Genomic DNA, 25,475 nt, shown 5'->3' on the forward strand with positions numbered 1-25,475 from the left:
GGATCTCCTCTGTCAGAGAGAGAATCGTTTACCTTTTTCAAGGAACAGCGCATATTTGTCGGGGTTGAAGGTGTAGTAGTAGGCTCCCCGTTTGGAACTCTCCTTGTCTTTGTCCTCCAGCTTGTCCAACAGATCCATCGTGGTGAGCTTCTTCCGAAAGTTGCGTTTGTCGAGCGGCATCTGGAAGATTGCCTCATAGAGCTCCTGCAACACCGGCAGTGTGAACTTCTCCTTGAAGAAGTTGAAGATCACCGGCTCTGTGGAGACTTTGTAACGAAGGAGTCGCAGGGCATCGTCCACCATCTTGTTGTGGTCGAACACCAGCTGCGGCAGCTCATTGATATTGGTCCACCTGGCATCATACTCCCTGGCAAGTGAGGTATCGAACTGTTCCATCTTCACCAGCCCGAAGAAGGCAACAGAGACGACCCTGTCGCCGGTATCCCTGTGGAGATCACCGTAAGCTCCTACCTGCTCCATGTATATATTTTTCTGCCGGGTGAAATTGAACAGGATATTCTCGGCGGTTTCATTCAGGGTTTCCTGTTCATCCATAAAACCTCCCATCAGCGACCATTCGTTCTTCATCGGCTCCACAGGACGACGGGTCAACAACAGATGCAGCTCTTTGTTGCGGAAACCGAGGATGATGCAATCGACGGCAATCAGGAAACGACTTTTGTTGGAGTAGTATGCTGGTATCATCTCACAGTAAGGTGAAAAATAAAAAAAAAGAGAAAAGTTGGGAGGAGACCCTCTTTGCGATGAATCTCAACTCCCAACCCTGAATTATGTTGTCTGTTCTCAGAGCTTACGGGCACCGTCGCTGATCACCACGTCGTATACCTTTGGCTCATGTCCATATTTGGCCTTGAACTGTGCCTTGGCATCGCTGATGAAGGAGTCGTAGAGTGTATCTTTCACCAGGTTGATGGTGCAGCCGCCAAAGCCTCCACCCATCACACGAGAGCCTGTGACACCATGTGCACGGGCTACATCGTTGAGGAAATCGAGTTCTTCGCAACTCACCTCGTAGAGCTTGCTCATGCCGTGATGTGTCTCGTACATCTTCTGACCTACGGTTTCATAGTCGCCCCGTTGCAGTGCATCGCTCACATCTCTCACCCGTTGTGTCTCTTCGATCACATATTCGGCACGCATGAAGTCTTCCGCAGAGATCTCATCCTGCACCTCTTTGAGCATCTCCATCGATGCATCACGGAGGAATTCGACTTCGGGGTGACGCTTAGCGATGGTACGGGCTACGTACTCGCACGACTCACGTCGTTTGTTGTAGGCCGAGGAGGCCAGTTCATGTTTCACCACCGTGTCGAGCAGCACCAGCTTGTATCCTTTAGGGTCAAACGGGTAGTAGGCATGCTCCATCGACTTGGTATCGAGACGGATGAGATGGCCCTTCTTGCCAAAGATGGAAGCGAACTGATCCATGATGCCGCACTTCACACCCACGTAATTGTGTTCGGTGCTTTGACCGATGCGGGCCAGCTCAAACTTGTCGATGCCCAGTTGCAACAGGTCGTTCAGTGCAAAGGCATAGGTGCTTTCCAGTGCGGCCGATGAGGACATTCCGGCACCCAGGGGCACATCGCCCGAGAAAGCGGTGTCGAACGTTTTCACGCTGCCACCCCGCTTGATGATCTCACGGCAAACGCCAAAGAGAAATTTAGCCCATCCCTGGTTGGGGAGATCCTCCTCGTTGAGTCCGAACTCGGCGTACTCATCGAGGTCGACGGCGTAGGCTCTCACCTTGTCGCCATCATTGAAACGGATGGCGGCAATCATGCCTTTGTCGATGGCACCGGGAAAGACAAAGCTCCCATTGTAGTCGGTATGTTCACCGATCAGGTTGATGCGTCCCGGTGAGGTGTATACTTCGGGGCTATCCTGACCGAATTTTTCCTGAAAGATATTGATGATTTCGTTTTTGGTCATAATGTTGATAGAAATGTTGAATACTCTTTTTAGTTTTCTGCAGGCATGCTCTGCGATGCTGTTTCTACTGGAAGCTCATCTTCGTCTGCCACAGAGATGTTACGATTGACATTCTTCGAGCCAACGACGGCATAAAAGAAGAGATAAGCAAGACAGATCAGTATTACCCAGTAGCTGGGGAGGTAACCGGCAGCGTCGGCCATGCCTCCCTGAATGGCGGGAACGATTCCCCCACCGGAGACAAGCACCATAAAGATTCCGGAAGCAGCAGCTGTGTATTTGCCCAGACCTTCCACGGCGAGGTTAAAGATGCCACCCCACATGATTGAAGTACAGAGGCCAACCAATACGATGTACATGGCATTGATGGGAACCTCAGCAAATCCGAACGAGAGAGAACCGGCATTGCGTTCCAGCACCGGCAGGGAGACCATGGTAGAGGTAGAAGAGAAGATGGCCAGCAGAATCAATACCATCCCAACAAAAGAGGTGACGGTAAGCATGGCTTTGCTGGAAACCTTACTGCCAATGGAGGCACCGATGAGACGGCCTGCAAGCATCAACAGCCAGTAGGTTCCTGCTACAACACCGGCAATGGTTTTACCCACTTCGGGATGATCGGACAACCAGTAGATCATCACACCGGGTGTTCCCACTTCCACACCAACGTATACGAAGATGGCAACAGCACCCAGCACAAAATGTCTGAACTTGAGGGCTCCGGTCATCAGCTGTTTGAGAGACTCCTTGTTTTTGGTTACGTAGGGTTCGGGAATGTTCACCGCAAGCAGCACAAAAAAGACCACTGCGAAGACACCCATTGCAATGTACATTACGGGAAATACATCTTTGATGTTGGCCTTGGCCGCTTCACCAATCAACACTCCCACAAAAGCAGGGGTAAAGGTAGCCATCACCGAATTGAAAGAACCTCCCACCTGTATGAGCTGATTCCCTTTGTTGCCACCACCACCGAGCGTGTTGAGCATCGGGTTGACCACGATGTTGAGCAGACACATGGAGAAACCGGCGATGAATGCACCCAGGAGGTAAACACCAAAAGCGGAGCTTTGAGGAGAGTGGCCTGAGAGATATTGAACAAAGATGCCCAGGAAACCAACGGCAATGGCAATAAGCGCTGTTTTCTTATACCCCACACGCTGCAACAGGATACCACCCGGTATTCCCATCACGGCATATGCAATGAAGTTGGCTGCATTACCCAGCAACCCCTGAAAGTTGGAAACGCCGAACTGTTCTTTCAATACCTGTCCCATTGGTGCGGCCAGATTGGTCACGAATGAGATCATTCCGAACAGTGCAATCATCATAATGATGGGCACGATTCGAGTTGTAGACTGATTTGTTTTAGTGTTCATTACAAAAAAATTAATTTAGCTATTCGCTTGCTTTGTTGATAACTGTTATATAGAGAATTTATAAGTTGTGCGTGACTCAAACTCCTCACCGGGACGAAGGATGGTGGTCGGATAGTCCGGTTTGTTGATGCTGTCGGGATAATGTTGTGTCTCGAAGCATACTGCCGATCGGCAGGGATAATGCTTGCCCTGCTTACCGGCGAAGTTACCGGTCATCCAGTTGCCGGTATAGAGCTGGAGACCCGGCTCAGTGGTGTAGATCTCCATCTTGATCCCTGTTTTGGGTGATTCGCAGATGCCGGCATAAGCATATTCTCCCGGCGCTGGTTTCTCCAGCACGAAGGTGTGGTCATATCCATTGCCAAAGCGGAGTTGTTCAAAATCATCGTTGATGCGTTCACCAATGCTGAAGGGTTGTGTAAAATCCATCGGGGTGCCTTTCACCGGCTGCGGATCACCATAAGGGATGGCGGTCTCATCGGTGGGCAGATAGGTTTCGGCATTGAGCATCAGCAGATGATCTCCGATAGAGGGATCACCCTGTCCGGAGAGATTGAAGTAGGTATGGTTGGTGAGGTTGAGAATGGTGGTCTTGTCGGTTTCAGCCTTGTAGATGATGTCCAGTGCATCGTCCTCGGTGAGTGTGTAGATAATGGTGACCGAAAGATTGCCCGGATAACCCTCCTCCTCGTCGGGTGAGCGGTAGAAGAGCTCTATGCTGCTTTCACTCACCCTTTTCACTTCCCACACCAGGGCATTGAATCCCTTTAATCCGCCGTGCAGGTGGTTAGGGCCGTTGTTGACAGCCAGCTGGTAACTGACACCCTCGAGGGTAAACTGTCCTTTGGCTATTCGGTTTCCGACCCTGCCGCAAACAGCCCCAAAATAGGGCTCCTCGGAGGTGAGATAATCATCGATAGAGGGATGTCCCGTCACCACGTCGGTCAGTTGACCCGACTTGTCGGGAACCATCAGCGAAACGATCTTTGCACCGTAGTTGGTTACCGTGACCTCACAGCCTCTCTTGTTTGTCAAAGTGTATAACCCGGTTTGCCTGCCATCCACACTTTTTTCAAATGCTTCCGCAAGCAAACCGGATTTGCTATACATTGCTTTCATGTAATTCTCCTGGTTTTAAAGATAAGATTGAGATGAAGATTGATCTTTTGTAAAAGTGATGTAAAATTAACACAGTTTTTATTTATGGCCTAAACAAAAAGTGTGTTGTATAACATATAACCAATAATTAACATTTGATCTTACCGGTTGCACCATTCAAAAAACCTTGCTTTTTCAATCTTATCTGGTTTATATCAATTATTCAAAAATTCAGTATGTATCTTATTCTTTCTGCTGACCAACACCTTGTCGATACGGTTACCGTCGAGATCAACGATTTCGAAATGCAGGTTGTCATAGTCAAAGGTGTCACCCACGACAGGCATCTTGTTGATGCATGCGAACACGAAACCGGCCACGGTGGCGTAATCGATCTTGTCGAAATCGACAATGAACTCTTCGTCGATGCGGGTCAGGGTCTCTATGGGAGCCTCACCGCTCACCAGCGCCGAGTGTTCGTCACGCTGAAAATAGAGTGGATCGGCCGTCGACTCATCACTCTCCTCGGGGATGGTACCCACCAGGTTTTCAAAGATGTCATGTATGGTGATGATGCCATCGAGGCTGCCATACTCGTCAACCACCACCGCCACGAACCTGCGTATGTTCTTGAAGTTCTCCAACACCTTTTGTGCGCGCAGGGTACTGGGCACGATGATTGGCTCCATGATGAGATCTTCAATCCCGAAGGCTTCGCGGTTGTAAAGACGCAGAAGCAAATCGCGCACGGTGATGGTCCCCACGAACTCATCGATGGAGCCGTGACAGGCAAGTATCTTGCTGTGCCTTGTCTCCAGCAGATCATGTATGATCTCGTCCCTCCCCTTGTCGATGTCTACCCACTCCACATCGGTGCGGTGTGTCATCAGGTGTATCGCCTTCTTGTCGGAGAAATAAAACACCTGCTCGTGGATGATGTTCTCCTCCGCATCGATCACACCCTCACGGGATGCGGTCTTCAGCATTGCCCGCAGCTCCATCTCCGAAACCACCTCACTTCGGGGTCTGATGCCAATCAGCCTGTTGATGAGATTTGTGGAAAAGGAGAGCACCTTCACGAATGGGTAGAAGACAATGCTCACCAGGTGAATGGACGGGGCCACAGCGATTGCCAGCTTCTCCGGGTTGTTCAGTGCCATGGTCTTGGGCACCAGCTCGCCGATCACAATGGAGAGATAGGTGATAAGGACCACCACCACCACCATGGCAATGACATCGGCAAATGGGGCCAAGGGCGCGAACTGTTGGAAGAAAGGTACCAGGTATTGGGCAAAAGCTTGTCCACCGTAAGCACCATTGATGATGCCAATCAGGGTAATCCCCACCTGCACCGACGACAGGAAGTTATCCGGTTGGGCGCGCAGTGAGAGGGCACGTCGTGCGCCCTTGCTTCCTTTTTTACGTTCTGACTCCAGCTTGTTTTTTCTGGCCGACACGATGGCGATCTCAGAGAGTGCAAAGAAGCCATTGAGCAGGATCAGCAGGAAAATGATGATGATGTCTAACCACATAATCTGTTGGTTCGGGAAGAGTGTTCCCTATGTTTTACCAGAGGGGAGAGGGATAGCGGCCCTCATCTACCAGCTCTTTCAGTCGTGCCACCACTGAGGGCCGATCTTCGGCATAGGTAACGCCGAACCAGCTGGAGGGTGTATCAAGCACCTTCACACTTACGCTGCCCTCAACAATGAGGTGATTCACCAGCAGCGGAATGAAATATTCAGCCTTGATGTTCTCTGCATTCTCATTGAGGAACCGCACGAAATAATCGTCTGAATAGCGGAAGTAGTCGGGGGTGAAACCCCACATGTTCATTGATACAGGTGTATGATCGTCAATGGCCACCCATTGATCGTGTTCATCCTTATAGCTGACACGACCCTCTACACGCATCACCTGGGTACGTTCCACCACACCGGTGAGGTTACCCTCTGCATCGGTCTCGCAGACACCGCGTGCCACGGTACCACTTTCGGAGAGGGTGTTGCCCACACGGTAGCCCACCATGCAGTAAAGGTTTTCGCTCTCAGCCAATTTTTTCAGGTAATCACCCAGGATGGAAAAGCTCTCACGCCCGTAGAAATCGTCGGCGTTAATTACGGCGAAGGGTTCATGGATCACCTCCTTGCCCATCATCACCGCGTGGTTGGTACCCCACGGCTTCACCCTGTCGGGATGGGGGGTGAATCCTGCCGGCAGGGCATCCAGTTCCTGGAACACCAGCTCTACCGGTATCTTTTTCTCGTACTTTTTAACGATCTTATCCCTGAAATCAGCTTCGAATGATTTGCGGATCACGAAGACCAGCTTACCGAAACCGGCGTTCACCGCATCATAGATGGAATAATCCATGATAGTCTCACCCGACGGACCCACTCCGTCCATCTGTTTCAGGCCACCGTAACGGCTGCCCATCCCTGCTGCCAGTACAAATAATGTAGGTTTCATTCGCTTTATTTTCTTTGGTTGTTGTTTGAAGCACAAATGTACACTATTTTAGGCAAACAGTCGGAACGAAAAACGATAAAAATCGGCAACAATGGTGCATCATTACAGGAGGTGAATGCAAAAAAGCTATCTTTGCTTGTCAGTTCTTATAAAAACGTGATATGCCGATTGACTTGAACAAACTGGTAGCCGAATGTACCTTTCAGACTGCACGCAGCAGCGGTAGCGGGGGGCAGAACGTGAACAAGGTGGAGACGAAAGTGATCCTGCTGTTTGATGTATCAGGCTCTCAATCGCTCACCGATGAGCAAAAGCAATTGTTATCGGAGCGAATGAAAAACAGAATTACGAACGGTGGGATCCTGCAGCTCTCATGCGAAAGAGAACGCAGCCAGCTGATGAACAAGAAAAGTGTGGTTCGTCAGTTTGAAAATTTACTGCTGAGTGCACTCAAACCGGTCAAAAAGAGAAACAAGACCAGGCCTACAGCAGCCTCGGTGCGAAAACGACTGGAGAAGAAAAAGCAAATTGGGGAGAAGAAAAAAAGACGCAGCGATATTGATTATTGAAGCCGGCAGCTCACGATGGGTTGTTCACTTGCTCAAAAGCCTTCCAGAGATTGTCATCCATCAAGGGTGCCGTAACGTTGATCAGCTCTTTTGATACCGGATGGACAAAAGAGATGCTCCGGGCATGAAGACTGATGCTGCCATCAGGGTTGGAACGTTCTGCCCCATATTTCAGATCTCCCTTGATGGGACACCCTATTTTCGCCAGCTGACAACGTATCTGGTGATGTCTACCGGTTTCCAGTTTTATTTCCAACAGGTGATACTTCTCTGAGGATGCGATCAGCTTATAACGCAAAACCGCCTTTTTCGTATTGGGTTTCTCACTGAGGTAAGCAGTCGACTTGTTGTTCTTTTCGTTCTTGATCAGGTAGTGAACCAAGATATCCTCCTCCAGCGGTGGTCGTTTTTTCACCACTGCCCAGTAGGTCTTGTCCACCTCCCCTTTACGGAACAGCTCATTGAGCCGCGACAACGCCTTGCTGGTGCGGGCAAACACCACCACCCCACTGGTAGGCCGGTCGAGACGGTGTGTCACCCCGCAAAAGACGTTGCCGGGCTTGTGGTACTTCTCCTTTAGATACTCCTTTACAATATCAGAAAGAGGCTTGTCACCGGTCTTGTCGCCCTGGACAATCTCCCCCGGTAACTTATTGACAATGATGATGTGATTGTCCTCGTACAATACGGTCATACCCAATCAGGTATTCATCCCGCCGCAGACGTTGATCACCTGACCGCTCACGTACGAAGAGAGGTCGGACGCGAGGAAAACCGCTGTATTCGCAACATCTTCAGGCGTACCTCCACGGCGCAGCGGGATCTGCTTGGCCCACTCGTTGCGCACCTCTTCCGAAAGGGCACCGGTCATCTCGGTGATGATGAATCCCGGGGCGATGGCGTTGGCACGGATGCCTCTCGAGCCAAGCTCCTTGGCAATCGATTTGGCCAATCCGATCATCCCTGCCTTGGATGCGGAATAGTTGGACTGTCCGGCATTACCTGAGACACCCACCACTGAGCTCATGTTGACGATGCTGCCTGATTTCTGACGCATCATGATGGGGGTGATGGCATGAATGAAGTTGAATGCCGATTTCAGGTTCACGTTGATCACCGCATCCCACTGCTGCTCGCTCATACGCATCATCAGGCCATCTTTGGTGATGCCTGCATTGTTGATCAGGATATCGATGCGTCCAAAATCCTTCATGATCTCCTCCACCACGCGGTGGGTATCATCAAAGTCGGCCGCGTTGGAGGCGTATCCCTTGCATTTCACACCCATGGAGGCGATCTCATGTTCGGTAGCTTCTCCCGCTTCGTCGATCTTCAGGTCTGTGAATGCAATATTTGCACCTTCGGATGCGAACCTGAGTGCGATGGCTTTACCAATACCCCTGGCTGCTCCGGTGATGACTGCTGTTTTTCCTTCCAGTAACTTCATATAAATATTCATTTTTTTGTGTAAATTCCCTTGAAGAGGATACCGGCAATGATTTCCCTGTCCTCTTTCTTGTTGTAATCGAGTCGCATGGCTCCTCGTATGGTTGGTACTTCCAATCCTTTAAAGGCATAATGAAGGATCTCGGCGGTCTGACGGGCATCTTCAAGCTGGAAGATACCCTTGTCGAGGCCATCTTGTATGATCAATTCCAGGAAATGGATCTCTTTTCGGTCGAATTCTTTCCGCACGTTTTCCACCTGCCAAATATCGCGAAAGAAATCGGCCCGCAGGGTACCGTTGCGGGTTACTACCTCCTTGATGGCACTCAACCGGGTGAATGCCATCAGGATCAGCTTCTCATCCGCCGGAATGTCACGCAAGAGCACCTCCTCCAGCTTACCGTAGAGGACATTCAGTTCCGACTCAATCACGGCCTTGAAGATGTCATACTTGCTGCTAAAATAGGTGTAGAGGGTTCGTCTGCCACGGTGTGAAGCTTCAGCAATGTCATTCATCGTGGTATTCTCGAGTCCTTTTTTTGCGAAAAGTTGTCGAGCCACATCTATAAGATTCTTTTTGGTTTTAGAAATAGCTGATGTCACGTTGTTTGCACATTAATAGTATATATGTGTAAAAATAGTACAAAGATTTCAGAAAAAGAAAGCAAAGACAAAAAAAGTTATTTTTTCGCTTTCTCAAGGAGCGTGGTAGCTTCACACACTTCTCTGTACCAATCTTCGCCGAACCTCCGTATCAGTGGCTCCCGCAGGAAGCGGTAGAGGGGCACCCCCTCCTTGCGTCCCAACTTCACAGCAGGGCGGCAGACCGACCACTGGTGGTAATTGACGGCAGTATAATCGGCATACTCTGTCAATCGTATCGGATAGAGATGACAGGATATCGGTTTTTGTACCGTTGTTCTACCCTCTCGGTAAGCGGTATCGATGGCACACTTGCAGATACCGTTTTCATCGAAGTAGGTAAAGACACACTCCTCTCCGTTTATGATGGAGGTAACCAGCTCACCATCGGTGTCGGTGTAGGAGATCCCCTGTGTTGATATCAGCTCCTGCGCTTTGGGTGAGAGATCATCCCAGATTTCGGGCAGTATTTCCTGTATCTGATCATGCTCCTCTCTGGTGAGAGGTGCGCCCGATTCGCCATCCACACAGCATTGACCTTTGCACTTACAGAGGTCACAGATGAACTGTGCTTCAAATATATCGTTCGAGAGAAGTGTATTTGCGATTTGTATCATTGTTGTTGGGTTGTTGTCTGTTGTTGGGTCGTTCTACTCCTTTTCATCAATAGGTGAAACAGCAGCAGCGTGCCCAGTGCACTCATCACTGCTGTGATCAGGAAAGGCAAGGTGAGCGGTAACTCATCCAGCTTCCGGAACCAGGATGCATCACCCCAGAAATAGTGGAGGAGGATCACCGAGGCGTTGTTGACAAAGTGAAAGAGAATGGGAATCCAGAGATTGCGACTGTAAAGAAAGAGGTAGCCCAGCAATGCCCCCAGCAGCATCCTGGGCAGAAAGCCGTAGAACTGGAAGTGCACCAGGCTGAAGATGGCCGCCGTGATCCAGACAGCGGCATGACCGCTTCTGAGCCATTCCCCCAGCAGTTGTTGCAGTGCTCCCCGAAAAAAGAGCTCTTCGGAGAGCGCTGCCAGCAGCGCCACCACCAGCAGGTTTAGCAGCAAGCCCCCCACACTGTTGAGCGAGAGGATCTGTTGTGTGGTCTCCATCGCTGCATCTTCCATTGCACGCATGGTTTTTTCCAGTTCACTGAACGCTTCCGGCAGCACCATCTGACTGTTCCATTGTGAAAGAAAAGAGGTAAAGGGGTAAGAAATGAGAAAAATGGCCAGCGTGTAGAGGATGTGACCTCCCCAACTAACGTTGTCTCTCATCCCGAGGTAACCGGTTCCATTTCTATCGATGCTGTAGGCGAGCAACATTGCAGGCACCACAAAGACTAAAAAAGACTGTACCACGGTACCGATGTAGATCATCTTCACAGCATCCCCGTCACCACCATTCGTCACCGTTCCTATGAGCGTGATCAGGCCACCCGCAAGGATCAAGCCTATCAGCATCAGCAAGAAAAGGAAAATGATCCGGGTGCCCGTGGTCATTGAATGAAGGGGGTTGTACATGAATCGATATCTTTTTGCGGCAAAGATAGGGATTTTTTGGGAGATGGGTGCAGGAGGCTGGAAGTGGGATACGGGAGAGATACAAAATATTTTTTGCAGATTGGAAGAATAACACTATTTTTGCACTCTTATTTCAAAACTATATCAAACGGTTGAAATATACCTACTTTCAACTTAAAAAAATCATTCATCCCAATGAAGTCAACACTGAATAAAACGAGCGATGTAAACGGAACCATCGTCATAGAACTGGAAAAAGAGGATTATCAGGAAAAGGTGGAAAAATCGCTGAACCAGTACCGTCAGCGTGCCAACATCCCCGGCTTTCGCCAGGGCAAGGTGCCCAAGAGCGTGATCCGCAAAATGTATGGTAAAGCGGTGCTGGTAGACGAGATCAACAAAATAGTCTCAGACGAGCTGGGCAATTTCATCCGCGAGAACAAGCTGAAGATCCTGGGTGAACCGATGGCTGACGACAGCGAAGAGAAACAGGTGGACCTGGAGAAGGATGAGACTATGAGCTTCTACTTTGATGTAGCCCTCACCCCGGAGTTTGAGCTGACGCTCGACAAAGAGACCGAGCTGACCTGGTACAACGTGAAACTGGAGGCAGACCTGCTCGACAAACAGATGGATGGCTACCGTCAAAACTACGGCACCTACGAAGCCGTTGAAGAAGAGGCCAAGGATACCGACCTGATTAAAGGCACCCTCACCGAGATGGAAGGGGAGCAGGTGAAAGAAGGAGGAGAGGTGATTGAAAATGCCATCCTGATGCCCTCCTACGTGAAAGATGAAACCACCAAAAATAGCTTCATCGGCGCCAAGGTGGGTGACAGCATTGTTTTCAACCCGTTGAACGCCTACGACAACAACAAGGCCGAGGTAGCCTCTCTGCTGCAGACCACCAAGGAGCAAGTTGGTGAAATCACTTCCGACTATCGTTTCGACATCAAGGAGGTAACCCGTTACAAGGAAGCCGAGATGAACCAGGAGCTGTTCGACAAGGTGTTGGGAGAAGGAGTATCCACATCGGAAGAGGATTTCCGTGAGAAGGTATCCGCAGAGCTGACACGTCAGTTCAAGCCAAGCGTGGACCACCTATTCATTCACCAGGCAAAGGATCTGATCGTGGAGAAGATGAAGGATGTCGCTTTCCCCGATGAGTTCCTGAAACGTTGGCTGCTGGAGAGCAGTAGTGAACGCACCGAGGAACAACTGGAAGAGGATTACCCCAGGATCCTGGAAGACCTCAAGTTCCACATCGCCAAGCAGAAGATCGTAGATGAGAACGAACTCAAGGTAGAGTATCAGGATATCGAGGCACTGGCAGCCGAAGTAGCCAAAGCTCAATTTGCACAGTATGGCATGAGCAACCTGCCGGCCGATGTATTGCAGAACTACACCAAGAGCCTGCTCGAAAAAGAGGAAACGGTTCAGAACCTGGTGGAAAGAGCCACAGAGGACAAGGTGATCGAATGGCTGAAGGCCAACGTGACCGTAGTGGAGCAAGAGATTGAATCAAAAGCATTCAACGATCTGATGAGCGAGCATTCCCATACACACCATGAAGAGGTGGAGGATGAGACGGCCGCAACAGATGCATCAGAAGAATAAACTGATAGAACAGATCTACATTCAACAAGTTGAATTAAAAAAAGAGCTATATGCAAGACGATTTCAGAAAATATGCGGTGAAGCACCTGGGCATGAACGGCTCCAGGCTTGACAGCTACATCAATATCACCAGCCAGGGTGGCGGTTACATCTCCCCTACCATCATTGAGGAGCGTCAATTAAACGTGGCACAGATGGATGTCTTCTCACGACTGATGATGGACCGCATCATCTTCCTGGGGACAGCCATCGACGACTATACAGCCAATGTGATTCAGGCACAGCTGCTTTACCTCGACTCGGCCGACCCGGGTAAAGATATCTCAATCTACATCAACTCACCCGGAGGATCGGTATATGCCGGTCTGGGGATTTACGACACCATGCAGTTCGTATCGAGCAACATCTCCACCATCTGTACCGGTATCGCTGCCTCTATGGCGGCCGTATTGCTGGTGGCCGGGAGTGAAAAGAAACGGTTTGCCCTCACCCACTCGCGCGTGATGATTCACCAGCCACTGGGTGGCGTTCAGGGCCAGGCTTCTGACATCGAGATCACGGCACGTGAGATCGCAAAGATCAAGCAGGAGCTCTACCAGATCATCTCCTCCCACTCGGGCAAGTCGGTTGAAGATGTGGCACGCGACTCCGACCGTGACTTCTGGATGACCGCAGACGAGGCTAAGGCCTACGGCATGGTAGATGATGTGCTGGTAAGAAAATAACAACACCCGGATGGCTAAAAAAACAAACAGCAGCAACCATTGCAGTTTCTGCGGAAGAAGTGAACAGGAAGTCAACCTCTTGATCTCCGGAGTGACCGGTTACATTTGCGATATGTGTGCCGAGCAGGCTCATGAGATCGTAAACGAAACCTTCAAGGGTAACAAAAAGAACGACCCGGGGATCAACCTCGCATCGCTACCCAAACCGGCACAGATCAAGGAGTTTCTCGATCACTACGTGATCCGCCAGGAGAATGCAAAACGTTTTCTTTCGGTAGCGGTCTACAATCACTACAAACGAATCCTGCAAAAGAATTTGAAGGATGAAGTAGAGATTGAGAAATCGAACATCATCATGGTGGGTGCCACCGGTACGGGCAAGACATTGCTGGCTCGCACCATTGCCAAGTTATTGCATGTACCCTTTACCATTGTCGACGCCACCGTACTCACCGAGGCCGGTTATGTGGGTGAAGACATTGAAAGCATTCTCACCCGTCTGCTGCAGGTAGCAGACTATGACGTGAATGCGGCTGAGAGGGGAATCGTTTTCATTGATGAAATCGACAAGATCGCACGCAAGAGCGACAACCCCTCCATCACCCGTGACGTGAGCGGTGAAGGGGTACAGCAGGGACTGCTGAAGCTGCTTGAAGGATCGGTGGTCAACGTACCACCCCAGGGAGGACGCAAGCATCCGGAGCAACGGATGATCGCGGTCAACACCAAGAACATCCTCTTCATCTGCGGTGGTGCCTTCGATGGCATCGATAAGAAAATCGCACAGCGCCTCAACACACGGGTGGTGGGGTATGCTGCAAGTAGCCAAAAAGCCAACATCGACCGGGACAACATGCTGCAATACATCACACCGCTCGACCTGAAATCGTTCGGCCTGATTCCCGAGATCATTGGCAGGCTCCCCATCCTCACCTACCTGGAGCCGCTCGACAGGGAGGCGCTGCTGCGCATCCTGGTAGAACCGAAGAACTCAATCATCAAGCAGTATCAGAAGCTGTTCGAGATGGATGGTGTGGCACTCAGCTTTGAGCAGGAGGCATATGAATATATCGTCGACAAGGCGATCGAATTCAAACTGGGGGCACGTGGTTTGCGCTCCATCGTGGAGGCGATTATGATTGATGCCATGTTCAGCACCCCCTCGGAAGAGAAGAAGAAACTGCATGTCACCCGTAAATATGCCGAGCAGCAGCTTGAAAAATCTGACCACCATCATCTGAGGGTGGCCTGAGGCTCTTGATGTTCGACGGATAGAACAAAACCCGCTGATTCACAAACAGCCGGTTCCCGACAGATAAAAAACGCATGGTCTCCCTGCGTTTTTTTCGTGCATTCCCCGTTTTGTTATTGTATATATGAAATACTTTTTTAATTTTGTATCAACCTTTCGGTGACAACCTTCTTATCGCAGGGACACGGGCACAATGGGAAAACAAGATTCAATACACAAGGGTTTAAAGAAATATTTTGGCTTTGATACTTTCAAAGGCAATCAGGAAGCCATTATTGCAAGCATCCTCTCCGGCAAGGACACCTTTGTGCTGATGCCGACGGGAGGAGGCAAGTCGTTGTGTTACCAACTGCCTGCCCTGCTGATGGAGGGTACCGCCATCATCATCTCCCCACTGATCGCGCTGATGAAAAATCAGGTGGATGCCATGCGCAACTACAGTGAAGAAGACGGCATTGCCCATTTTCTCAACTCCTCGCTCAACAAGCAGGAGATTGAAGAGGTGAAACGGGATATCCTTTCCGGCAAAACCAAGATGCTTTACGTTGCGCCAGAGTCACTCACCAAGTTGGAGAATGTGGAGTTCCTGCGCTCCGTACCCATCTCCTTTTACGCGGTGGATGAAGCCCACTGTATCTCTGAGTGGGGACATGACTTCAGACCCGAATACCGGCGCATCAGACCTATCATAGCAGAGATATCCCCCCGTCCCATCATCGCACTTACCGCCACGGCAACCCCCAAGGTGCAACATGACATACAAAAGAACCTGGGAATGAGCCATGCAGCCGTCTTCAAATCGTCCTTCAACCGTCCCAACCTGCATTATGAAGTAAGACCCAAGACGGAACATATAGACAGGGAGATCATCAAATACATCCTCTCACAGGGAAGAAAATCGGGAATCGTCTATTGCCTAAGCCGAAAGAAGGTGGATGACTTTTCCAAGATCCTGCAGGCAAACAATATCAGGGCACTCCCATACCACGCTGGCATGGATGCAGCAACACGCAGCTCCAACCAGGATGCCTTCCTGATGGAGAAAACAGATGTGATTGTCGCAACCATCGCCTTTGGCATGGGGATTGACAAACCAGACGTACGATACGTCATTCATTACGACATCCCCAAGAGCCTGGAGGGTTACTACCAGGAAACCGGGCGTGCCGGACGTGACGGAGGTGAAGGCAGATGCATTGCTTTCTACTCCAATAAAGATCTGCAGAAGCTGGAACGCTTCATGCAGGGTAAGCCCGTCTCTGAACAGGAGATAGGCAAACAACTGCTGCTGGAGACAGCAGCATATGCCGAGACATCGGTATGCCGGAGAAAGATGCTGTTGCATTACTTCGGCGAAGAGTATGATGAAACAAACTGCGAACATTGTGACAATTGTTTAAATCCAAAGAAGAAAGTGGAAGCGAAAGAACTATTGATTACGGTATTGGAAGCAATTTCAGTATTGAAAGAGAAACAGAAAGCCGATTACCTGACCGATTTCCTGACCGGAAAAGAGACTTCTGATATTGAAACATACGGACACAACGAACTGGATGAATTTGGTTCCGGTTCAGATGAAGAGTCCGATACCTGGGAGACCGTGATCCGACAGGCCCTTCTGGACAACTACATCAAGAAGGACATCGAAAATTACGGCATCCTCAAGATTACCAAGAAAGGGAAAGATTTCCTGAAGAACCCGGTCTCATTCAAGGTCACCAGAGATGATGAAGATGAGGACGATATCTCAGATCTGGAAAGTGACGATTCAGATGTGCTCGGTGCAGCTGCCGGCAGTGGCGGTGCAGCCGACCCGGTGCTTTTCTCCATGATGAAGGACCTGAGGAAAAAGTTGTCGAAGAAACTGAATGTACCCCCCTATGTAATCTTCCAACCTTCCTCGCTGGAAGCGATGGCCACCTCCTATCCCATCACACTGGATGAGTTGCAAAATATTCCGGGAGTGGGTGCCGGCAAAGCAAAGCGTTACGGCAAAGAGTTTGTAGACCTGATTCGCAAACATGTGGAGGAAAATGACATCACCCGTCCCGAAGACCTCCGCGTGAAAACGGTCGCCAATAAATCGAAGCTAAAAGTATCGATTGTGCAGGCCATCGACCGCAAGGTGGCTCTCGACGACCTGGCAGAATCGAAAGGCATTGATTTTAACGAGATGCTCGCTGAAGTGGAAGCGATTGTCTATTCGGGTACCAAGATCAACATCGACTACTTTCTCAATGAGGTGATGGATCAGGATGTGCTGCAGGACATCTATGCCTACTTCAAAGAGGCGGAGACAGATAACCTGGAAAGCGCACAGGAAGAGTTCCCGGATTATACCGATACTGAAATCAGACTGGTACGGATCAAGTTCTTCTCCGACATGGCCAACTAATCAGTTTGCAACAATTTAAACATATTCACACCAGTATCGTTATGATAGAAAGACGAAAGGTGTTTGGATCATGAAATATTTACAAGAGATAAATAGTCCCGACGATCTTAAGAATCTCAAGATAGAACAACTGGAAGAGGTTTGTGCAGACCTGAGGGAATTCATCATCGATCATCTCTCCCACAACCCGGGACATTTTGGTTCCAGCCTGGGCACCGTTGAGCTGACCGTTGCGTTACACTATCTGTACAACACCCCCTACGATCGCCTGGTATGGGATGTGGGACATCAGGCTTACAGCCACAAAATCCTTAGCGGGAGGCGCGATCGCTTTCATACCAATCGGAAACTGGGAGGCATCTCAGGATTTATCAACCCATCCGAAAGCGAGTATGATACCTTCTCGGTGGGACATGCTTCCACCTCCATTTCAGCCGCGCTGGGCATGGCTGTTGCTGCATCGTTGCGCAAGGAAGAAGATCGCCACGTGGTGGCCGTGATTGGTGATGGCTCAATGACCGGCGGTTTGGCGTACGAAGGACTCAACAACGCCTGCTCACAACCCAACAACCTGTTGATCATCCTTAACGACAACAACATGTCGATTGATAACAACGTGGGCGGGTTACAGGATTACCTGGTGAAGCTGACCACCTCATCGAAGTATAACAAGGTAAGACATGATGTCTACCAGGGGTTCCGTCGTCGCAACCTGATCTCCGAGCGCGACAAAAACAGGGTGCTGCGTTTCAGCAACAGCATCAAGTCGCTGCTCACCAAAGAACAAAACCTCTTCGAGGGATTCAACATCCGCTATTTCGGTCCGGTAGATGGACATGACCTGCCCGGGCTGATCCGCATCCTCTCCAACATCAAGGAGATGAAAGGTCCCAAGATGCTTCACATCAAAACCGTAAAGGGTAAAGGTTATGAGCCGGCTGAGCGCTCGGCCACTGAATGGCATGCTCCCGGCCTCTTCAACAAGGAGACCGGAGAACGCAAGGTGAAGAAGTGTCTGGACCAACCGCAGGCCTACCAGGATGTCTTCGGTCATACCCTAGTGGAGATGGCCAAGGAAAACGATTCAATTGTGGGGGTGACCCCCGCCATGCCTACCGGTTGTTCCATGATTTACCTGATGAAGGAGATGCCGGAACGGGCATTCGATGTGGGAATCGCCGAAGCACATGCGGTAACCTTCTCCGCCGGCATGGCCAAAGAGGGGATGATTCCCTTCTGCAACATCTACTCTTCCTTCATGCAGCGTGCCTACGACCAGGTAATCCACGACGTGGCACTGCAGAAGCTGAAGGTGATCATGTGCCTCGACAGGGCGGGTCTGGTAGGTCCCGACGGCCCCACACACCATGGTGCGTTCGACCTGGCTTACCTGCGTCCTATTCCCAACCTTGTGATCTCTGCACCATACAATGAGCATGAGTTACGCAACCTCATGCACACCGCCGTATATGGCAATGACGGCCCCTTTGTAATCCGTTATCCCCGTGGCCAGGGACAGCTTTCCGACTGGCAAAACAAACCCGTGATAGTTCCCATTGGCAAGGGAAGAAAATTAACTGAGGGAAACGATGGGGCACTGCTCTCCATCGGTGCCATTGGCAACAGCGGTGCCAAGGCGATCGAGATGGCGGGAGAAAAAGGGATCAGCCTGGCCCATTACGATATGGTATTCCTCAAACCGATCGACCAGGAGTTGTTGCATGAGGTGGCTTCCCGCTACCCCGTGGTGATCACGCTGGAAAATGGTACGGTAAACGGTGGCCTGGGAAGTGCTGTTTCTGAGTTCCTCTCAGACCACAACTACACAAACGTCAGGCTGCTCAGAATCGGAATCCCCGACACGTTTATAACCCACGGATCCATCAGTGAGCTGCAACAAATCGCAGGCATCGATGTAGAAGGGATCCTGAGACAGATTGAGTCTTTCTGCCTATCTACATCCGACTCACACAATCCGTCAGAGAGAGGGTACAGACACCTTGTTGATTAACAATATTGAAACATCTTCAATGAAAATACTTATTGCCGGTGCAGGCGCCGTTGGTACACACCTTGCGAAGTTGCTCGGACAGGAAAATCATGACATCACCCTGATGGACGAAGACAAAGATCGGCTTGCCATCATACGGGACAACTCCGACGTGCTCACCTATGTAGGGAAATGCACTTCGCTCAAAGATCTCACCGATGCCGGCACCGGAGGTGCCGACCTTTATATCGGTGTGACACCCGAAGAGTCGAAGAACATCACCTCCTGTATGCTGGCCTCCAACCTGGGAGCGAAGAAAACACTGGCCCGTATCGACAACTACGAATACCTGCTGCCTAAGAACAGTGATTTCTTCGAGAAGCTGGGCATCCACTCCATGATCTATCCGGAGCTTATTGCAGCCCGTGAGATCGCCATGTCGCTCAAGAAGCCCTGGACACGCTTCTGGTGGGAGCTATGCAACGGCACCGTGATTCTGGCTGCTGCCAAGGTGCGTGAGAATGCCCCCATCGTCAGCAAATACCTCTATGAGTTGATGGAGGAAAACAAGCGCTTTCACCTGGTTGCCATCAAACGCAACAACACTACGCTGATCCCCAGAGGGAATGATCAGGTGTTGCCCAACGACATCATCTACTTCACCTCACTGCGCAAGCATATCGATACCCTTTCGGAACTGCTGGGCAAGAAATCGTTCGAGACAAAGAAGATCATGTTCATGGGAGGCAGCCGCATCACCATGCGCACCATCCAGCAGCTGCCGCAGAACATCAGTGTCAAGATCATCGAGAAAGACCGCGAGCGGGCGGAGATGCTGGTGGAGATGGCTCCGCCAAACGTCACCGTCTTCGTGGAGGATGGTCGTAACAGTGAGTTTTTGCTGCGGGAGGGGATCACCGAGACCGATGCCTTCCTTGCCCTTACCGCCAACTCGGAAGCCAATATCCTGGGCTGCATGATGGCAAAGCAGTATGGTGTAAAGAAAACAGTGGCAGAGGTGGAGAACCTCGATTACATCTCCATGGCGGAACGGTTTGACATCGGCACGGTGATCAACAAAAAGCTGATTGCCGCCAGCAAGATTTACGAATTGCTGTTGAAGGCGGATGCCTCCAACATCAAGAGCCTCAACATCGCCGATGCCAACGTGGGTGAGGTGACCGCTAAGCCCAACTCAAAGGTGACCAAGAAACTGATTAAAAACCTGAACCTACCCTCCGACATCACCTTCGGAGCCCTGATCCGCAACGGTGAGCCAATGCTTGTGGATGGTGACACCCTGATAGAGCCCTACGACCAGGTGGTGGTTTTCTTCCTTAACAAATCACTCAAAAGCATCGAAAGCCTCTTCAACTGATCCTGATCAGAGGCTACAACACTGAAGCAAACAACATTTGAAGTCGGCAGGATAACAGGAATCTGAACAAAGAAATATGCGGAGATTCAACTATCGGTTTGTTCTGAGCAGCATCGGACTGCTGCTGATGATTGAAGCGCTCTTCATGCTCTTCTCCGCGTTCGTGGGCGAATATTTCCGGGAGAGAGCGGTCACAAGCATCTACCACTCCACGTTGATCACCTTCCTCTCCGGTGCCCTTTTCACCTTCCTGGGCTGGAAGAGAAACCGCAAGCGGGGCAGCATCAGTAAACGGGAGGTATACCTCACCGTGACACTCTCCTGGGTCATCCTGGCTCTCTTCGGAACGCTTCCCTTTCAGCTGAGCGGTGCCATACCCTCCTTCACCAACGCCTTTTTTGAGAGCATGTGTGGTTTCACCACCACCGGCAGCTCTACATTGCTCAACATCGAAGCCTTTCCCAAATCGCTTCACTTCTGGCGCAGCTTCACCCAGTGGATCGGCGGCTTCGGCATCATCATCTTCGTGATGTCATTCATGCCGGTGTTCGGGGGGAGCTCCGGGCAGTTCTTCGATGCTGAAGCTACCGGCATCGCCGAGGATATGTTCCGTCCCCGCATCACCGAGGTGGCACAGCGCATGGCTCTCACCTACCTCACCCTCACCCTTGTTGGCTTCCTCTTTCTATGGGCGGGCCCGATGGATGCGTTCGATGCTGCCTGTCATACCCTCTCGGCGGTCTCCACCGGCGGCTTTTCCACGCGGCAGGCCAGCATTGCCTTTTTCAACTCTCCCTACACCGAGTATGTGATCACCCTGCTGATGTTCTTCGGCGGCACCAACTTCATGCTGCTCTACACCTTCTTCACCCGGTTCAAACTTTCAATCTTCAGGGAAGAGGAGTTTCGCTGGTACCTGGCCATCATCCTGCTTTTCACCCTGCTCATCACCTTCCTGCTCCTCACCACGGGTGAGATGAGCGGACTGGAATCCACCTTCCGCACGGCGCTCTTCCAGGTGGTGGCGGCGGTCACCACCACCGGCTATGCCACCATCGATTTTCAAATGTGGGGACATGTCTACTGGCTCCTGCTGCTTGCCATGATTCTCTTCTGCGGCAGCGAGGGATCCACCTCCGGAGGCATGAAGATCTCGCGACTGGTGGTCCTCTTCAAGAGCACCATGCTGGTGTTCAAAAAGCAGGTGCACCCCGACGCGCTCTACCGGGTGAAGCTCAACGGCAATGTGATCACCGGCAGCGTTTCCGCCAAGGTGCTGGCCTTCGTCTTCCTCTACCTCTCACTGGCAGCCTTCAGCGCGCTGGTGCTGAGTTTCACCGGCATGACCTTCGACGAGTCGATCGGCGTCTCCATCTCCACCATCAGCAGCTATGGCTTTGGCCTTGGCTCCTACGGCCCCAGCGGCAATTTCGAGTCGGCAACTCCCTTTGCCAAGTACTACCTCACCTTCCTGATGCTGGTGGGGCGCCTCGAGGTCTTTACCGTGCTCTCCCTCTTCATCCCGGGATTCTGGAAGAGGTAGCTGAAAGCTGTTAGTTTGTAAAGAATACAGTGTCATCGACGGCGTCGATGGTGATTGGTTGCGACTTATCCACCGAGCCTGCCAACAGCTCCTTCGAGAGTTGGTTCAACACCTTGCGCTGGATCACCCGCTTCACGGGGCGTGCCCCGAACTCGGGATCGAAGCCGGCCTGCGAGATGCTCTTTACCGCCTCCTCACTGTAACGCAGCTCGATACCATTCTCTGCAAGCATCCTGCGCACACCCTCCAGCTGCAGGCGGACAATCTGTGTGATCTCCTCCTCCTTCAGCGGGGCAAACATGATGATGTCGTCGATACGGTTCAGGAATTCGGGCCGTATGGTCTGTTTGAGCATCCCCAGCACCATGTTCTTCGTATTCTCCACGATCTCCTCACGGTTGACGGGTGTAATCCGCTCAAAGTTTTCCCTGATCACGTTTGATCCCATGTTGGAGGTCATGATGATGATGGTGTTCTTGAAGTTGACCACCCTCCCCTTGTTGTCGGTCAGCCGACCGTCATCGAGCACCTGCAGCAAGATGTTGAACACATCGGGGTGTGCCTTCTCAATTTCGTCGAACAGCACCACCGAGTAGGGCTTGCGGCGGATCGCCTCGGTGAGCTGTCCTCCCTCGTCATATCCCACATATCCCGGAGGGGCACCAATCAGGCGCGTGGCACTGAACTTCTCCTGGTACTCGCTCATGTCGATGCGGGTCATCATGTTCTCATCGTCGAAGAGGTACTCCGCCAGCGCCTTGGCCAGCTCGGTCTTCCCCACCCCGGTGGTGCCGAGGAAGATGAAGGAGCCGATGGGCCGCTTGGGGTCGCTCAGCCCGGCACGGTTGCGCCGCACGGCATCAGAGACTGCCGTGATCGCCTCCTCCTGGCCGATCACCCGCCGGTGCAGCTCCTCCTCGAGGTGCAACAGTTTCTCCCGCTCGCTCTGCAGCATCTTGCTGACGGGGATGCCGGTCCAGCGTGATACCACGTCGGCGATATCCTCGGCATCCACCTCCTCCTTGATCATTGCGCTGGCACCCTGCCGCTCGTGCAGTTGTTGCTGCAACGCTGCAATCTCATTCTCCTTCTCCTTGATCCTGCCGTAGCGCAGCTCGGCCACCTTGCCGTAGTCACCTTCACGCTCCGCTTTCTCCGCTTCGAAACGGGCATCTTCAATCTCAATCTTGGCCTGCTGGATGCGGTTGATCAGCTCCTTCTCCGACTGCCACTTGGCTTTGTAGTCTGCCTCCTCGGCCTTCAGCTCCTCAATCTGGCGGGTGAGCAGCTCCTCCTTGGGTGCATCATTCTCACGCCGGATCGCCTCCCGCTCTATCTCCAGCTGCTTCACGCGGCGCATGATCTCATCCAGCTCCTCCGGTACCGAATCCACCTCCATGCGCAGCTTGGCTGCTGCCTCATCCATCAGGTCTATTGCCTTGTCGGGCAGGAAGCGGTCGGTGATGTAACGGTGCGACAGCTGCACGGCGGCGATGATCGCCTCATCCTTGATCCGCACCTTGTGGTGGTTCTCGTACCGCTCCTTCAGTCCCCGGAGAATGGAGATGCTGTCCGACTCGGTCGGCTCGTCCACCATCACCGTCTGGAAGCGGCGCTCCAAAGCCTTGTCCTTCTCGAAGTACTTCTGATACTCATCGAGGGTGGTGGCACCGATGGCACGTAACTCACCACGTGCCAGCGCAGGCTTCAGTATGTTGGCCGCGTCCATCGCTCCATCGCTCTTGCCGGCTCCCACCAGGGTGTGAATCTCGTCGATGAAGAGGATGATCTCTCCCTCTGCCTTCACCACCTCGTTGACCACCGCCTTGAGCCGTTCTTCAAACTCACCCTTGTACTTGGCACCGGCGATCAGCGCCCCCATGTCGAGCGAGTAGATCTGCTTGCTGCGCAGGTTCTCGGGCACATCGCCCCGCACGATGCGGTAGGCCAGCCCTTCGGCGATGGCTGTCTTACCGGTACCCGGCTCTCCAATCAGGATGGGGTTGTTCTTAGTGCGGCGGCTCAGGATCTGAAGCACGCGGCGGATTTCCTCATCGCGACCGATCACCGGGTCCAGCTTGCCGTTGCGGGCCCGCTCGGTGAGGTTGACAGCATACTTGGCGAGCGACTGATAGCTCTCCTCGGCACTCTGACTTGTCACCTTCTCTCCTTTGCGCAGTTCCTCCACTGCCTTGCGCAGCTCACCGGGCGTGATACCGGCATCCTGCATCATCCGTGAAACGTTGCTCTTCACCTCGGTGAGTGCCAGCAGCAGGTGCTCCACCGATACGAACTGATCGCCCATCTTCGATGCGAAATCGGTCGCCTTCTGTAAGACCGCGTTTGTCTCACGTCCCAGCATCGGTTCACCCCCCGACACGCGGGGATAGGATTCAATCTCCCTGTCGAGCACCTTCTCCAGCTGCGCACCGTTCACGCCCAGCTTCTGAAAGAGGAATCCTGTTACATTGTCAGCTGTCATCATCACCCCCTTGAGCAGGTGCGACGGTTCAATCATCTGCTGGTTGTTGGCCTTGGCCAGGTCGATCGCCTTCTGCACCGACTCCTGCGCCTTTATGGTAAAATTGTTGAAATTCATATGCTTTATCCTTTTATAGATGATGGTCAAAATCTTTGCCATTTGTAAAAGCGTGACTTTTTGTCAGATTATTGTGCTACCTTTACGCTTCAATCAACCAGATTATATGTCAAAAGAGAAATTTTACACCGCCAGGGAAGAGAAGGCCAATTGGCTGACCCACGGGCTGGGAGTGCTGATGGGACTCGCGGGATCGCTCCTGCTGATCGGAAGAGCTGTTGTAGCGGGTGACCAAAGGGCGGTGGTGGCCTTTGCCCTCTTCGGCGTGGGGATGATCGGATGCATGGGTGCCTCCACCCTTTACCATTACGTGCAGGAGCCACTGCGCAAAGCCATGCTGCGTCACTACGACCATGCAGCCATCTACCTGCTCATCGCGGCAAGCTATTCACCTTTCACGCTGATCCTGCTGCGGGATGAACCGTTCTGGGGCTGGTTTATTTTCGGGGTTGTATGGCTGATCGCACTCACCGGCATCCTCATCAGCTTCCGTCCGCTGAAACGCAACAGTCACCTCAAGACCGCCTCCTACGTGCTGATGGGACTGATCGTGCTGATCGCCTTTAAGCCGCTGCTGGAAGTAGCACGTGCTGCGGATGCCATGAACACGGTGCTCTGGCTGCTCGTGGGAGGAGTCTTCTACATTGTGGGGGCAGTGATCTACGCCACCGCGAAGCGGGAGTTCGTTCACACCATTTTTCACCTCTTCGTGCTGCTGGGACTTGCCAGCCATATCTATGCCGCCTGGCTGATACCAATGTAAACAATTGCGGGAGGAGTTGCCGCTAAATTCCGGGGGATTTTGCCCTCTTTCCTCCGTTACTCGTTCTAATCTCGTTCTAATCTCGTTCTAATATGGTTCTAATATGGTTCTAACAGATTCGAACCAGTAAAGAGTCAG

21 protein-coding genes are annotated in these 25,475 nt (G+C 51.7%); 9 read left to right on the forward strand and 12 right to left on the reverse strand.

What is annotated here, in order from left to right; genetic code table 11:
* Positions 1-12: 12 nt before the first annotated feature.
* The 6 genes from JS578_00990 to JS578_01015 form a co-directional block, all read right to left on the reverse strand.
* Complete coding sequence (locus JS578_00990; GenBank protein ID QRX63873.1) at positions 13-705, reverse strand: NUDIX hydrolase; 693 nt, start codon at positions 703-705, stop codon at positions 13-15.
* Positions 706-804: 99 nt separating this feature from the next.
* Complete coding sequence (gene galK / locus JS578_00995; GenBank protein QRX63874.1) at positions 805-1,953, reverse strand: galactokinase; 1,149 nt, start codon at positions 1,951-1,953, stop codon at positions 805-807.
* 29 nt (positions 1,954-1,982) lie between these two features.
* Positions 1,983-3,332 carry an MFS transporter gene (locus tag JS578_01000; protein QRX63875.1) on the reverse strand — a complete coding sequence of 450 codons (1,350 nt, stop codon included), beginning with the start codon at positions 3,330-3,332 and terminating at the stop codon, positions 1,983-1,985.
* A gap of 45 nt (positions 3,333-3,377) precedes the next feature.
* A complete protein-coding gene (locus JS578_01005) occupies positions 3,378-4,451 on the reverse strand; it encodes a galactose mutarotase (GenBank protein ID QRX63876.1) in 1,074 nt (357 codons plus the stop codon).
* Positions 4,452-4,645: 194 nt separating this feature from the next.
* Entirely contained in the window at positions 4,646-5,962 is a 1,317-nt protein-coding gene (locus JS578_01010; protein QRX63877.1) for an HlyC/CorC family transporter, read from the reverse strand.
* Between the two features lie 34 nt (positions 5,963-5,996).
* Entirely contained in the window at positions 5,997-6,899 is a 903-nt protein-coding gene (locus tag JS578_01015; GenBank protein QRX63878.1) for a nucleotidyltransferase, read from the reverse strand.
* A gap of 161 nt (positions 6,900-7,060) precedes the next feature.
* On the opposite strand from JS578_01015, the gene arfB reads away from it, so the two are divergent.
* Complete coding sequence (arfB, locus tag JS578_01020) at positions 7,061-7,468, forward strand: aminoacyl-tRNA hydrolase (GenBank protein ID QRX63879.1); 408 nt, start codon at positions 7,061-7,063, stop codon at positions 7,466-7,468.
* Positions 7,469-7,478: 10 nt separating this feature from the next.
* Here arfB and JS578_01025 read toward each other — a convergent pair whose 3' ends face one another.
* From JS578_01025 to JS578_01045, 5 genes are all read right to left on the reverse strand, one after another.
* Positions 7,479-8,162 carry an RNA pseudouridine synthase gene (locus JS578_01025; protein QRX63880.1) on the reverse strand — a complete coding sequence of 228 codons (684 nt, stop codon included), beginning with the start codon at positions 8,160-8,162 and terminating at the stop codon, positions 7,479-7,481.
* 6 nt (positions 8,163-8,168) lie between these two features.
* Positions 8,169-8,915, reverse strand: coding sequence for a 3-oxoacyl-[acyl-carrier-protein] reductase (gene fabG, locus JS578_01030; protein ID QRX63881.1), 747 nt, complete (start codon positions 8,913-8,915; stop codon positions 8,169-8,171).
* 8 nt (positions 8,916-8,923) lie between these two features.
* A complete protein-coding gene (locus JS578_01035; protein ID QRX63882.1) occupies positions 8,924-9,517 on the reverse strand; it encodes a TetR/AcrR family transcriptional regulator in 594 nt (197 codons plus the stop codon).
* 77 nt (positions 9,518-9,594) lie between these two features.
* Entirely contained in the window at positions 9,595-10,173 is a 579-nt protein-coding gene (locus JS578_01040) for a DUF3109 family protein (GenBank protein ID QRX63883.1), read from the reverse strand.
* Positions 10,170-11,075: a CPBP family intramembrane metalloprotease gene (locus JS578_01045; GenBank protein ID QRX63884.1), complete on the reverse strand. Its 906-nt coding sequence runs from the start codon at positions 11,073-11,075 to the stop codon at positions 10,170-10,172. The genes JS578_01040 and JS578_01045 overlap by 4 nt, the downstream gene beginning before the upstream one ends.
* Before the next feature lie 195 nt (positions 11,076-11,270).
* Here JS578_01045 and tig point away from each other — a divergent pair, with 195 nt between their 5' ends.
* The 7 genes from tig to JS578_01080 all read left to right on the forward strand — a co-directional run bounded on the left by tig (position 11,271) and on the right by JS578_01080 (position 21,975).
* Positions 11,271-12,692, forward strand: a complete 1,422-nt coding sequence (gene tig / locus JS578_01050) for a trigger factor (protein ID QRX63885.1) — start codon at positions 11,271-11,273, stop codon at positions 12,690-12,692.
* Between the two features lie 50 nt (positions 12,693-12,742).
* On the forward strand, positions 12,743-13,417 hold the full coding sequence (clpP, locus tag JS578_01055) for an ATP-dependent Clp endopeptidase proteolytic subunit ClpP (GenBank protein ID QRX63886.1): 675 nt from the start codon (positions 12,743-12,745) through the stop codon (positions 13,415-13,417).
* A 10-nt stretch (positions 13,418-13,427) separates the two neighbouring features.
* Positions 13,428-14,669 (forward strand): ATP-dependent Clp protease ATP-binding subunit ClpX, encoded by a 1,242-nt coding sequence (gene clpX, locus JS578_01060; GenBank protein ID QRX63887.1) that lies wholly within the window; start codon positions 13,428-13,430, stop codon positions 14,667-14,669.
* A gap of 193 nt (positions 14,670-14,862) precedes the next feature.
* A complete protein-coding gene (recQ, locus tag JS578_01065) occupies positions 14,863-17,064 on the forward strand; it encodes a DNA helicase RecQ (GenBank protein QRX63888.1) in 2,202 nt (733 codons plus the stop codon).
* Positions 17,065-17,134: 70 nt separating this feature from the next.
* Positions 17,135-19,075 carry a 1-deoxy-D-xylulose-5-phosphate synthase gene (locus JS578_01070; protein ID QRX63889.1) on the forward strand — a complete coding sequence of 647 codons (1,941 nt, stop codon included), beginning with the start codon at positions 17,135-17,137 and terminating at the stop codon, positions 19,073-19,075.
* Between the two features lie 19 nt (positions 19,076-19,094).
* Positions 19,095-20,432, forward strand: a complete 1,338-nt coding sequence (trkA, locus tag JS578_01075; GenBank protein QRX63890.1) for a Trk system potassium transporter TrkA — start codon at positions 19,095-19,097, stop codon at positions 20,430-20,432.
* A 76-nt stretch (positions 20,433-20,508) separates the two neighbouring features.
* A complete protein-coding gene (locus JS578_01080) occupies positions 20,509-21,975 on the forward strand; it encodes a TrkH family potassium uptake protein (protein ID QRX63891.1) in 1,467 nt (488 codons plus the stop codon).
* A gap of 10 nt (positions 21,976-21,985) precedes the next feature.
* Here the strand turns inward: JS578_01080 and clpB are convergent, their stop codons facing one another.
* Positions 21,986-24,574 (reverse strand): ATP-dependent chaperone ClpB, encoded by a 2,589-nt coding sequence (gene clpB, locus JS578_01085; GenBank protein ID QRX63892.1) that lies wholly within the window; start codon positions 24,572-24,574, stop codon positions 21,986-21,988.
* Between the two features lie 106 nt (positions 24,575-24,680).
* Here clpB and JS578_01090 point away from each other — a divergent pair, with 106 nt between their 5' ends.
* Positions 24,681-25,337 carry a hemolysin III family protein gene (locus JS578_01090; GenBank protein QRX63893.1) on the forward strand — a complete coding sequence of 219 codons (657 nt, stop codon included), beginning with the start codon at positions 24,681-24,683 and terminating at the stop codon, positions 25,335-25,337.
* Positions 25,338-25,475: the final 138 nt, after the last annotated feature.

The sequence above is a fragment of the Dysgonomonadaceae bacterium zrk40 genome (assembly GCA_016916535.1).
In the GTDB taxonomy this organism is placed as follows: domain Bacteria; phylum Bacteroidota; class Bacteroidia; order Bacteroidales; family Dysgonomonadaceae; genus Proteiniphilum.